11 protein-coding genes and 1 tRNA gene are annotated in these 13107 nt (G+C 27.9%); 7 read left to right on the top strand and 5 right to left on the bottom strand.

Annotation, left to right across the window (positions count from 1 at the left end):
- The first annotated feature begins 61 nt into the window (after nt 1-61).
- From ACMCMH_RS10575 to ACMCMH_RS10560, 4 genes are read left to right on the top strand one after another with little or no spacing between them, the layout of a single operon-like run.
- Nucleotides 62-1162, top strand: coding sequence for an ABC transporter substrate-binding protein (locus ACMCMH_RS10575; protein WP_412725361.1), 1101 nt, complete (start codon nt 62-64; stop codon nt 1160-1162).
- The gene (locus ACMCMH_RS10570) at nt 1159-2745 is read left to right on the top strand and encodes a sensor histidine kinase (RefSeq protein WP_412725359.1); all 1587 of its coding nucleotides are present in this window, start codon (nt 1159-1161) and stop codon (nt 2743-2745) included. Before ACMCMH_RS10575 ends, ACMCMH_RS10570 begins: the two co-directional genes overlap by 4 nt.
- A complete protein-coding gene (locus tag ACMCMH_RS10565; protein WP_412725357.1) occupies nt 2735-3400 on the top strand; it encodes a response regulator in 666 nt (221 codons plus the stop codon). The genes ACMCMH_RS10570 and ACMCMH_RS10565 overlap by 11 nt, the downstream gene beginning before the upstream one ends.
- Before the next feature lie 32 nt (nt 3401-3432).
- Nucleotides 3433-3927, top strand: coding sequence for a type II toxin-antitoxin system antitoxin SocA domain-containing protein (locus ACMCMH_RS10560; RefSeq protein ID WP_412725355.1), 495 nt, complete (start codon nt 3433-3435; stop codon nt 3925-3927).
- Here ACMCMH_RS10560 and ACMCMH_RS10555 read toward each other — a convergent pair.
- The 3 genes from ACMCMH_RS10555 to ACMCMH_RS10545 are packed head-to-tail and all read right to left on the bottom strand — an operon-like array spanning nt 3924 to nt 5614.
- Nucleotides 3924-4193, bottom strand: coding sequence for a heavy-metal-associated domain-containing protein (locus ACMCMH_RS10555; RefSeq protein WP_412725353.1), 270 nt, complete (start codon nt 4191-4193; stop codon nt 3924-3926). The two genes, ACMCMH_RS10560 and ACMCMH_RS10555, sit on opposite strands and share 4 nt — an antisense overlap.
- A 3-nt stretch (nt 4194-4196) precedes the next feature.
- Nucleotides 4197-4520, bottom strand: coding sequence for a hypothetical protein (locus tag ACMCMH_RS10550; RefSeq protein WP_412725351.1), 324 nt, complete (start codon nt 4518-4520; stop codon nt 4197-4199).
- On the bottom strand, nt 4517-5614 hold the full coding sequence (locus ACMCMH_RS10545) for a transglutaminase-like domain-containing protein (protein WP_412725349.1): 1098 nt from the start codon (nt 5612-5614) through the stop codon (nt 4517-4519). The genes ACMCMH_RS10550 and ACMCMH_RS10545 overlap by 4 nt, the downstream gene beginning before the upstream one ends.
- Nucleotides 5615-5896: 282 nt before the next feature.
- Here ACMCMH_RS10545 and selD point away from each other — a divergent pair, with 282 nt between their 5' ends.
- On the top strand, nt 5897-6934 hold the full coding sequence (gene selD, locus ACMCMH_RS10540; RefSeq protein WP_412725347.1) for a selenide, water dikinase SelD: 1038 nt from the start codon (nt 5897-5899) through the stop codon (nt 6932-6934).
- Nucleotides 6935-7049: 115 nt separating this feature from the next.
- On the opposite strand, the gene ACMCMH_RS10535 is transcribed toward selD, so the two are convergent.
- Nucleotides 7050-7148 (bottom strand) — tRNA-Sec (locus tag ACMCMH_RS10535).
- Nucleotides 7149-7202: 54 nt separating this feature from the next.
- Here ACMCMH_RS10535 and selA point away from each other — a divergent pair.
- Nucleotides 7203-8552 (top strand): L-seryl-tRNA(Sec) selenium transferase, encoded by a 1350-nt coding sequence (gene selA / locus ACMCMH_RS10530; RefSeq protein ID WP_412725345.1) that lies wholly within the window; start codon nt 7203-7205, stop codon nt 8550-8552.
- Nucleotides 8545-10377, top strand: coding sequence for a selenocysteine-specific translation elongation factor (selB, locus tag ACMCMH_RS10525; RefSeq protein WP_412725343.1), 1833 nt, complete (start codon nt 8545-8547; stop codon nt 10375-10377). Before selA ends, selB begins: the two co-directional genes overlap by 8 nt.
- Here the strand turns inward: selB and ACMCMH_RS10520 are convergent.
- Nucleotides 10374-13079 carry an EAL domain-containing protein gene (locus ACMCMH_RS10520; RefSeq protein ID WP_412725341.1) on the bottom strand — a complete coding sequence of 902 codons (2706 nt, stop codon included), beginning with the start codon at nt 13077-13079 and terminating at the stop codon, nt 10374-10376. The two genes, selB and ACMCMH_RS10520, sit on opposite strands and share 4 nt — an antisense overlap.
- Nucleotides 13080-13107 lie beyond the last annotated feature (28 nt).

Below are 13107 nucleotides of genomic sequence, written 5' to 3'. Positions count from 1 at the left end.
TTCTTATCGCTTAAGTAGTAAATTTTATTTTATTCTATAGCTTATTTAGGTAAAATTACCTATGAAAAAGCTAATTCTACTTATCATCATCTTTCTTTGTATTCTCATTTTTATCTTTCAAGAAAAAAAGTTTGAGGGAGACACTATATTTATTGGTAGTTCACTACCTGAAACAGGAACTATGAAAGAATATGGAAAGGCTGTAAAAGATGGCGCAAATGCCTACTTTAATTATGTCAATCAGAACAATCTTTTAGAAGATAAAAAAATTGAATTTATAACCTATGATGATAAATACGAACCAAGACTCACCATTTTAAACACAAAAAAACTCTTAAAAAATGAAAAAATTTTTACTTTATATGGTTTAGTAGGAACACCAACGGTAAAAAATATATTACCTATAGTAAACCAAACAGATATTCCTCTTATCTCTACATTTAGCGGAGCAAGTTTTTTACGAAATTGTACAAACCCACATATTGTTAACTTTAGAAACTCTTATAAAGATGAGATACAATCTCATATAAAATACCTTTATGAAAAAAAAGGTTTTACTAAAATTGCAGTATTTTACCAAAATGATGAATATGGTGAAGATGGTTATGTCTCTGTAGTAAAAATATTAAAACAGTACAATCTAACTCCTGTTGGGGAAGGAAGCTATAAAAGAAATACACTTTCTATTAGACATGCATTTAACTCCATCAAAGATGCAAATCCTGAAGCAATTATAATGATAGGCGCAAATAAAGCAAATACCCTTTTTATCAAAAAAGCAAAACAACACAAAAACTTCAATAATACCCTTTTTTCAAATATCTCATTTGGAGATGCAACCGAAATGATCAAGAACCTAAATGGAGAAGGTAGAAATATAATTTTTTCGCAAATTGTACCAAACTACCAAAATAGTGATTTACCAATAATAAAAGAGTATCAAAATATTTTAAAACAATATGATAAAAATCTACAAACTGGTTTTATCTCTTTAGAAGCGTATCTAAGTGCTAAACTACTAGTAAAAGCAATTCAAAATATAAAAGGTCCGATTACTCGTGCAAAATTTGTTGCAAATATTAAAAAACTGCCAAAAAAATATTTGGACAAAATATATCTATTCCAATATCATAATCAAGAATTTAAAGAGATCATTCAATGAAGCTACAGAAATTATTAAATTATTTAGATACCCTCAATTTTGAATTAAAAACAAAATTTTTGATTTTTATTATAAGTGCTGGTATGTTTACAATTATGATATTGTCTTTAATTTCTACTTTTTCAATTAAATATGATTTTGATAAACTTTTTGAAAAAAGAACATCACTATTTGTAAAACTAGAAGATATCAAAGATGCTTATAAAGTCAATATCCAAGACACTTTAATTGAAATAGAGAATAAAAGTATCACTTTCAATGAGTCTAAAGAGGTACTGATATTAGGGGAGCAACTTATTTATGAGAATTGGACCGAATACAAAAAAGTTACAATAGATAAAGAGATACCTCTTTTTTATGTAAGTGATTTTATCAAAAAGTTTTTATCTAAAAATGTTGGATATAGGAAAGATCAAATACTCAAAACAAACATCATTCAAAATATTGATAAAAAAATGGCACTTATCAATAATATTTTGACAAATATAAAGCACTCACAAAATAAAGAAAATTTTTCACAACTCTATTTGGAGATAAATGCTATTAATATTTATATTACTAGTTTGATCAACTATGATTTATCATTAGCAATAAATGAAAAAAGAGATACTCAAAATGTTTTTAACATTATTATTATTATCTCTGTTATCTCTATTATATTAGTTTTTCTATTTTCAATTATTCTGTCTATTCTGCTTATAAATAATTTTAAAGCACTTCACAATGATTTGGAACTCAATGTACAAAAGAAAACAAAAGAGCTGAAAGAACTCAACCGTTCTCTTGAAAAAAGAATTCTTCAAGTTGTAAAAAACAATAGAAAAAAAGATATTATTATGTTCCAACAAGCACGATTTGCTTCTTTAGGTGAGATGCTTAATAACATCGCACATCAATGGAGACAACCTTTAGGTTCTATTTCTATGATTGTGCAAAGTTTTCAGACGAAAAATTCTTTAGGAAAACTAACTGATAAATATATAGAAGAAAAAACAGAAGATGCTCTGCTTCTAGCTCATAATATGTCAAATACCTTAGATGATTTCAAAAATTTTTTTTCACCAGATAAAACAAAAGAAGAATTTTATATCATTGATTGTATTAAACACGCATTTGAATTATCAAAATATATTTTAGAAAAAGAGAATATCCAATTTAAAATCGAATATAGTAAAGATATCAAAACACACAATTTCTATAATGAACTCTCACATGTATTTCTCAATCTTATAACAAATTCAAAAGATGCTTTATCTACAAATGTGGCTAATAATGATAAAATCATAAAAGTAATAGTAAGAGAATATAAAGGTTATATTCATATTAATTTTATCGATAATGGTGGTGGAATTCCTCTTGGAATCGCTCCTAAAATTTTTGAACCCTACTACACCACAAAATACAAAAGTGCAGGTACAGGAATAGGACTTTATATGTCAAAACAAATTGTTGAAAAACATATGGATGGTTCTATTATTCAAAAGAATTTTCCACATAAAATTAATAAAAAAGAAACTTTTGAGTGTAGTTTATTTACTATAAAAATTCCAATCAATAACATAAAGGAGATTGATGCAAACTAAAAATCTGGATATATTAAATCAGTTCAATATACTTTATTTAGAAGATGATGAAGATCTATTAAGACATACAACTGATATCTTAGAAGATTTTGTCAATACAATTTATTCCGTAAAAACTTCAAAAGAAGCTTTGAATGTACTTTTGAACAATAAAATAGATATAATCATTTCAGATATTTTACTCAAAGATGAAAATGGAATAGATTTTCTCAAACTGATTCAAAATGAACACCATATTAACATTCCAACTATTCTTACTACAGCACATACAGATACAAAATATCTCTTAGATGCTATTAAGTTAAAAGTTGAAAACTATATTATAAAACCTATCAAAATCAAAGAGTTACTTGATAATTTACACGATGTACTTTTACCACAAGTACAAAAAAAAGAGCTCAAACGAAATGAAAATATAATCAAAACAATTTCACATATCACAGATAGTAAACAAGTTGAAATTGTGAAACTCATTATTAATAACTTAGATAACAACAATATATATGAAGGTTCATACACAGACATTATGAATGAAGTAAATATCTCAAAACCAACACTAATCAAACTTTTTAAAGAGTTAGCAAGTAAAGATATTTTAGTAAAAACCCAACATAAAACATATAGATTTAACGAAGAAGCGTTAAGTACGATATAATACCAATTAAGATTACAATACAAGGAAAAAATTTGAAATTTGACATCACCAAAATAGCAAATGCTATACTTTTTATGCTAGACAGTAAAGTAATAAATCTAAACGATAAAAAACTTTGTGCATTATTATTTATCATTGAATATAACCATCTACAAACTTATGAAGAAAAAGTATTTGGAGAAACATTCATAAAAGGTAAAAGAGCACCAGAACCAGAAATAATGGGGGATATTTTTAATATTATTGCAAATAATATTGACTTAGAAGATGATGATGAGCGATTATATATTATCACTGAATTATTAGACTTTTTAGATATCGAAATCTTAGAAAAAGAAAAATTCAATGAACTTAATTTCATAAAAATGGAAGAGGAATATGATCCATCTCTGTTCTCAAAAAAAGAAAAAAAGACAATAGAAAGTGTTGTTGAAAAATATAAAAATGAAACTCCACGACAAGTAGCAAATGCAACTTTTGCAAAAGAAAAAGTTAGATCTACACCACTTGGAGAGATGATAATTTAATCTTTTTTATCTAGTATTATACCTGTATAAGAAGTACTCTTAATAGCTTTTAAGATCTCTTCTGTACTTGTTTTTGATTCATCAAAATCAACTTTGGCTATCTTCGTGTTCAATCGCACTTTCACACTTTTAACACCATCTACTTTTTGAACCACTTTTTTTATCATCGTTGTACACAAAGGACAATGCATTTTTTGTATTTTTATATTTATCTCTTTTGATAAAAGTGAAGAAAAACACAAGCCTAATAGTATTAATTTTTTCATAAGTTACTCCACAAAATAGACTGAAAATTCAGGATAAAAAAGTAACATTCCAATAATTAAAGGGAATGATACACCTAAGATATATGTTTTAATATCCACTTTTTTTTCACATTCACACGAAATCATTTTTTTTCTTTTTATAAAATATAAAACCAATAATACTAGTGAAAGAAGAGCAAGAGGGATTCTTAAAAATTCAAGTTCTTGTAAAAAAGAGAGTGAGCCAACTGAGATACCAAAAAATAAAAATAAAAAAGCTGGTAAACAGCAAGAGGTCGAAAGAACAGCTGTAAATACAGCTGTTAAAAATAAATTTATATTTTTCATAATCTTTCTTGAGAAGTGTAGCTGTATTTAAATGTTGAAGCATCATAATAATCTACCACTTCATCATCTAATTCAGCATAAGGATATCCTAACATATTAAGAGGATATTGGGTAGGTTTAGGATTTAAAATAAAATCTCTAGCATAATTAAATGCAACCCAGTTCATCTCCCAATTTCCAAAGAAGTATTTTTTCAAATCTTGGATTTTTTTATCATTGATATCTCTTTTTTCTTGTTTCATTACTTTTGTAACATCAGCAGGATCAGCAGGCACCCAACCTATTCCATCTATATAAAACTCTGCTCTACAGTGTTGTCCACCAGTAATTTTAGCAAAACCTTTTTCATCTGATTTTCCACACGATTTAGATATCTTTGAAGCACCTGCTCTTATACCAAAAACTTCTCTAGCTGGTATGCCAGAGTTTCGTAAAAGTGCTACAAATATAGAACTTACATCTGTACATTTTCCACCAAAAAGTTTCTCTTCAATAATTGCAGTTGCATCACCAACACCACACCCTATAACAGCTTCATCTCTATACATATGAGATACTGTCCAGTCAAAAATAGCTTGTGCTTTTTCAAGCTGAGTTTTTGCATCTTTTGTTATATCTTTTGCAAAATCTCCAATAAGTTTTGACACAGGTGTATGTGTAGTACCTTCCAAAAATTTTGCAACATCTTTTGGATAGTTTGTACTATTTGTTGCAAGTGCTAAGTTTACACTTCGCTCACTCATAATGATGTCAAATTTTAGACTCAATTTTCGTGATTTTGTCCCTTTTGCCCATGTTGCGTATAAGACTTTTGTGCCATAAGGATTGTCATTTGAGATATATGCTTCTGTAAAATCACCATCATAAGATAGTTTCATCACATGTTGATAGTCACTTTCCAATGGAAGTGGTATCCATAGTTTTGCAACTTTGTCATTTGATTCAAGATTGAAATTATTTTCAACAGAAAAGATTCGAGGTTTTGATGTGATACCAAAACGATTTGTATTTGTACTTCCAAATAATATGTTTGGAGTAACAACCAGAGAACTTGCAAGCAGTGTTGCACCTTTTAAGAATAATCTTCTTTTCATGATATTTACCTTTATTTTGTTCTTAAGGGAACCCCTTACAAAAAGGTAAAGCAATTTTTATATACTTCACTTATACCATAACCTATGGTCTTGAACATTGATGATGAAATAATAATATTTTATTAGTAAAACTTATCTTAAAATGGTAAATTTTTTTTTACTATTTTATATATTTAGCTATATTTAGTTTAATTAAAAGTAAACTATTATTTACATTTTTAAAAATATTTTTTATTTATCATATTTTAGATAGAATCCTTTATCAAATAAGAAAGGAGATAAATGAACAATCAGTACAAACTAACAAAATTCGTACAAGCAGCTGGTTGAGCGGCAAAAATGGGTCCGGAGGATCTCAAACAAACAATTTGCAACTTAACACCAACAGATAAAAATGTACTTGTAGGATTTGAGAACAGTGAAGACGCTGCAGTATTTCAAATAAATGAAAACGAAGCATTAGTTCAGACACTTGATTTTATCACTCCTGTGGTTGATGATCCATTTATATATGGAAAAATAGCTGCTGCAAACTCACTTTCAGATGTATTTGCGATGGGTGCAGAAGTAAAAACAGCTATGAATATAGTGGGCTTCGATGCGACAAATTTTCCAAAAGATGTCTTAACAGAAATCATGCGTGGTGGAAATGAAAAGATAAAAGAGTGTGGTGGAGTTTTGATGGGTGGACACACTATCCAAACACCAGAGATGTACTATGGACTAAGTGTAACAGGGATGATACATCCAGATAAAATCCTTAAAAACAATGGTGGAAAAATAGGAGATATATTAATTCTAACAAAACCCATAGGATTAGGTGTATTAACAACTGCTATCAAAAACGATAAGTTAGATGAATCTGGGATAAAAGAGTCTATAAAAATTATGGAAACTTTAAATCACAAAACATCACAACTTCTATCAAAATACAGAGTTAATGCGTGTACAGATATCACTGGTTTTGGTCTTTTAGGTCATACTTTAGAGTCTACAAGAGAGGATATAACATATCTTTTAAATAGTGCAGATATACCTATCATGCCACAAGTAAAAGAGCTGTGTGAACAAAATGTAGTACCAGGTGGTAGTAAAAGAAATATGGCGTATCTTGAAGATAAAGTATCTTATGATACATCTATTTCGCCTACAATTAAACAGATTTTGTGTGATGCGCAAACATCAGGTGGATTACTTATCGCAATAGATAAAAATGATGCTAAAGAATATCTCAAAGAGATAGAAGAGTTATCTTTTGGATATGCTTCAATTATTGGGGAAATTATTCCTCGAAACATCGCTCCCATCATTGTACAATAATTTAAAAGGTAAATAATATTTTACCTTTTAAGTAAAATAACACATTATATTCGCTAAAATCAAGAAATTTAAAAGTAAGATTGTTAAAAATTTGTGAGGGTCAAAAATTATATTTTGGCGAGAAGGTGTAGGAATCGAACCTACCGAGGTCTTGTCAGCAAAACCTCCAATCAGGGTTGAAACCTGTGGTGTCCACCAGGATCACATACCCCCCACGAATTGATAAAATTTTACACTATTAATCTTCATATAAACTGAAAGGGTAAAAATGCTTTTACTAAAATCAATTCCGAAGGTGGATAAGTTTATCCAAAACAAAGCCTTTAACAAGATGTCTGTAAAACTAATAACTAAAATAGCAAAACAATTCATAGAGAAATTAAGAGTTGATATTTTGGAAAATAAAGTGACATCAATAGATGAAGAAAAGCTTATAAAGAATGTATTAACTCAATACAATACTATCACTACTCCATCATTACAAAAAGTGATAAATGCTACAGGTGTCATTGTACATACAAATCTTGGACGAAGTCTTATCTCCCCTACTTCATTTGACAAAGTTAAAAATATAGTAACTTCATATAACAACCTTGAATATGACCTAGAAAAAGGGAAACGAGGCGAGAGATACTCTCATATCTCCAAAGTAATTTGTGAACTTATAGGTTGTGAAGATGTTTTAATAGTAAATAACAATGCTAGTGCAGTTTTTTTGGTATTAAACACTTTTGCAAAAAATAAAGAAGCTGTAGTAAGTCGTGGAGAGTTAGTGGAAATTGGTGGTAGTTTTAGAGTACCTGATGTGATGGCTAGTAGTGGAGCAATTTTAAAAGAGATAGGTACTACAAATAAAACTCACCTAAAAGATTATAAAAATGCTTGTAACGAAAATACAGCTCTTTTGATGAAAGTGCATAAATCAAACTACTCTATTGAGGGTTTTACAAGTGAAGTTAGTCATGAAGATATCGTTAAGGCTGCAAAAGAAAATGATGTAATAGATTATTATGATATGGGTAGTGGTCATATGATTGATTTGCCATATAATCTTAACCAACATGAGCCAAGCGTTTTAGATATTATGAAATGTGACCCTAGTTTGATAAGTTTTTCTGGTGATAAACTTTTGGGTTCTATCCAAGCAGGAATCATAATAGGGAAGAAAAAATATATAGATGAGTTAAAGAAAAATCAACTCTTACGGATGCTGAGAGTTGATAAAATTACTTTAGCAATTTTAGAGGATACTGTCACATCATTACTCCTAGGTAATAATGAAGACATTCCAACTCTTAAAATGCTTTTTACGCCTCTAGTAGATTTAAAACAAAGAGCCAAAACTTTACAAAATAGTATAAAAGATATTTGTCAATCTGAAATACTAGAAACATCTACAGTTATAGGTGGAGGAACAACTCCAAATAAAAAAATACCCACTATAGCACTTTCTATAAAATTTACTAATTGTAAAGCAAATACAATAGAAAAACTCTTTAGAAAACATAATATTATTGGAAGAATTGAAAATGACAAGTTTATTTTAGATTTTAGAAGTATTCAAGAGTGTGAACTATCGCTTTTAGAAAAAACCATCATAAAGATTATCAATGACTAATTATATTATAGGAACTTGCGGACATATTGACCATGGTAAAACAGCTCTTATAAAAGCGTTAAATGGTTATGAGGGTGATAGTACAAATGAGGAAAAACAAAGAGGTATAACTATAGACTTATCTTTTTCAAATATGTCAAAAGATGATAAAAATGTCGCTTTTATTGATGTACCTGGTCATGAAAAGTTAGTGAAAAATATGATTGCAGGTGCTTTTTCATTTGATGTAATTATGATAGTTGTAAGTGCAAAAGAAAAAATCATGCCCCAAACTATTGAACATCTTGAGATATTGAATTTATTGGGGCTTAAAAAAGCTGTTGTTATCATCAGTAAAAAAGATTTAGTTACAGAAGAGGAACTCAAAACAAATACAAATGAGATAGTCTCTTTTATAAAAAACTATAACTTTGAAATTGTTTTACAAGAAGCTGTATCTATACATGATGAATCTTCAATATCCAATTTGAGAAATAAATTGTTTTTATTAGAAACAAGCAATAAAGAAAAAGAGAATTTTTTTAGGTACTATGTAGATAGAGTTTTCTCTACAAAAGGGAGTGGAACAGTTGTCACAGGAACTGTTTTGGGTCAACCTATTAGTTTAAAAGAAAAAGTTTTTATTTGTGATACTAAAAAAGAAACAAAAATAAAAAATATACAAGTACATGGAATAGATGTTCCAAATGCAAATATTTCAAATAGAACAGCGCTAAACTTACAAGGGGTTGATCACAAAACCCTTCATAGAGGTTGTGTGATATCAAAAAAAGGATTTTTAAGAGGATTTAATCAAATTGAAATTTCATACACAAATCTACAAGATAAAGTACTCATTCACAATGCAAACTACTCAATCTATATAGGTTCAAAAAAAATTGAAGCTAAGATTCTTCTCTTTGAGAATGAAAATAATCAGAAACAAGGTTTTGCAACTATTAAATCAACAGAAAATATTTTTGCAATTTACAATGAAAAAATTATCATCAGACAAGGTAATGAAACGATTGCTGGTGCAAAAGTACTCAACCCAATAACTGACCCAATGAAAAAGTCTCAAAAACTACAACTTTTAAAAGAGCTTAATAGGGGTGATATTAAAAATGGTTTCAAAATACTCCTACAAGTTCATAAAAAAGGTCTAGGATTAGTTTCTTCAACACAACGATTTGCATTAAGTCATAAAGAAGCATTAGACTTTGCACAAGGGTTAGAAGATGTTTTTATAGATCAACAAGCACTTGTTATTTATCCTATTCAAACAAAGGATATCATAAAAAAAAGTATACTCAATATATACACTAAAAACAAATATGCACTTCTATCAAATACTTCTATATCATTGCGTTTAAGTTGGGCTAGTTCAAACTTTATACAACTTGTTTTGGATGAATTAGAAAAAGAAAATATATTAAAAAAAGATGGAAACTTATATAAAAATGCAAATATAGTAGAAGATATTAAAGATCATTTAGAGGAGTTAATTTTACAAAGACTCGAAAAAGAAAGTTTTACTCCAACTGCTCCATATAATATCTATGATGACTTAGATATCGATAGAAAATTAGGAGATACTATACTAAAAGCACTTACAGCTAAAAAATTGGTTACTCGAATACAACATAATCTTTTTATACACACACTAGTACTCTCTAATTTAGTATCTCAAATGAAAAGTATTATTACTGATGATGGCTATATAGAGGTTCAAAATTTAAAGAAACAGTTTCCAATGAGTCGTAAATATCTTATCTCTTATCTTGACTATTTAGATACTATTCCAAACATAACTAAAAGAGACAACAGGAGATATTTTATCTCCTAAAGAAGTTCTGCTTGTGGTTTTCCATAGTAAAAACCTTGAGCATAATCAACCCCTATCTCTCGTAGTATTTTATCAATCTCTTCATCACTCACGAACTCCGCAATAATTTTTATATCTGATTTTCTTGCAAATTCAACTATAGACTTCACAACATCTAAAGTTCTACTGTCACTTACAATCAGTTTTGTAATAGAGCCATCAATTTTAAGATAATCAGCTTGTAAAGAGATCAGGTACTCATAGTTAGAATAACCTGTACCAAAATCATCTATAGCTATTTTCACCCCTTTTTCTTTAAATCTTGAAATAACACTTGCAATATAATTATTATCTTCCATCTCTTCTGATTCTACAATTTCTAAAACCATTTGTTCAAAAAGATTTTTTTTATTTGCGTAATCATATAAGAAATTTGTCAATTCATTATTCATAAGATCTTCGATACATAAATTAATAGAAAACTCTAAATCAGTTTTTTCAAATCTATCCAAAACTTTTCTAATCATTTTATAGGTCAATTCAGGGTAAAGTTTTGTCTTTTTAGCAATATCTAAAAAGTCATTTGGATAGATAATGGTATCACCCTCTTCTATTCTCATCAATGCTTCATACTTATCAATTTTTCCTGTTTTATAATTATACATTGGCTGAAAATGAGGAACTACATTATCATTGTTAATTGCTAAATGGAGTCTATCTACCCATTGTATATTATTTTTAAAGTGATCAATATTTTTCAATGAACTATCATATTCTAAAATTTTTATTTTTTTATTTTTTGCTTCATTGAGTGCAATATCTGCATACGCAAACAAATTTTCTTTATTTGAAGCTATTCCACTAGTATATGTGATGAAAAATTTGTGTTCTTTTATCTCATACTTTTCTTTACCTTTTGTTTTCATAAAGAGTTCAACATCATTTTTTACATGTGCTGCTGTTTCCTTATTGTTAACAATAGCAAAAATATCTGCTTGTACTCTAAATAAGAAATAATTTTGTTCACTAAAATATTGAAATAATCTATTTCCAAACTCTTTAATAACATCATCACCTATTTCATGATTGAAACTATCATTTATCTCTTTGAATCTATCAATATTTATAAGAGATAAAACAATATCACTTTTAGTTTTTGTAATATAGTTCAATAAACTAATTCTATTTCCTAAACCTGTTAAAGAGTCTGTTTTAAAAAGATTTTTTAATTTTGTTTTATTTTTTATATGTTTTGTAATATCAATAGAAGATGATATATATCGCAGCACCTCTTCTTTTTTATTTTTAATAGGTATGATAGTTAAACTCACATAATAACTTTCACCATTTTTTCGTCTATTTTTTAGAATACCTTTCCATATCTCACCGTTAGTTATAGTTGTCCATAAACTACGAAATTGACTTTTTGGTGTATCTGGATGTTGAAATAAAGTATGCGTATTTCCTATAATTTCAGCTCTGTCATAACCACTAACTTTTTCAAAACTTTCGTTTACATAAGTAATAATACCATTTTTATCAGTTCTAGCAACTACAGAACTTTCATCTAAAAGATGTCTATACTGTTCAAGAAGATGCATCTGTTCTTCTCTGTCATGTTCAATACTTTTAATTTTTATTGAAAGATAACGAGCAACCGCTAAAGTTAATAAAATCAATATCAAAATCACTATATAAACTTTTAACAAATATTTATCGGTAATAGCTTTTAAACTGGCTTTCTCATTTGCAATTAAAATATCCAGTTCATCCAAATAAAATCCAGCCCCAATAACTAAATCCATATCAGGTATCGGCTGTAAGTAAGATATTTTTTCACTTACATTTTTTGTAGAGGGATTAATCCATTTATAATCTACATAACCACCGTTATTCATAGCTTTGTTCATAATAACATCAAATAACACTTTTCCATCTAAAGTTTTAAGATGATCTATACTTTTTCCTTCAAGTTTTGGATGTGTTCGCATAATCTTATCTAATCCTAAAATCCAAAAATAACTGTATTTTTCCTCACCAAATTTATCTTTTTTAAACTCACTAAAGACCAAAGTTTCTATCTCTTTATGGATCTCTTTTTTATATACACCCATAGCTATAAATATATCGTGTTTTGTATCTTTTTTTACATAAACATATTTTGTGTGAAGATGATTGGTTAATTCATTTGGTTTTTGCCATTTATAAGAACCAAAACTTTCTTCACTTGATAGTGCTTTTTTAATAAAGATTGAGAATTCTTCGTTTGATTTGATTAATTCGAAAATATTTTTATTTGAAAAACTTTTATTACCACCATAATATAAAAATTTACCATTTTTATCGAAAATATAAAAATACCCTGAATTATCTTTCCAATTGAGTAAGTCCATCTCTTTTGAATATTTTTTTAAAAGTGTAGTAGTATTTTGTGTATTATCTGAAGATAATATATTATGAATATATTCAACTTTTCTTTTTAAGAGTTCTTCATTTTTCTTATAAATTATTTTTTTTATTATTTCTATTCTTTGAAGTGCCCTTTCTATCTCGTTTTTTACTAGCACTTTATTATTATTGTAATAATCTTTTTCAAGCTTTGTAACTTTTTGTTGATATAATGTTTCTGTAAAGGTATAAATAAACGCACTTAATACTATTGAAAAAACTATGATGATTGCAATTATATTTAGAAAATTTATTTTGGAAAGACTTAGTTTCATTTTTTTTCCTATAAATTATTTTATTATG

It is taken from the genome of Arcobacter sp. 15-2 (assembly GCF_047159865.1).
Classification (GTDB): Bacteria; Campylobacterota; Campylobacteria; order Campylobacterales; family Arcobacteraceae; genus JAIOSF01.
Note: the sequence above shows the minus strand (reverse complement) of the source record. Positions and strands in the feature narration are given on the sequence as shown.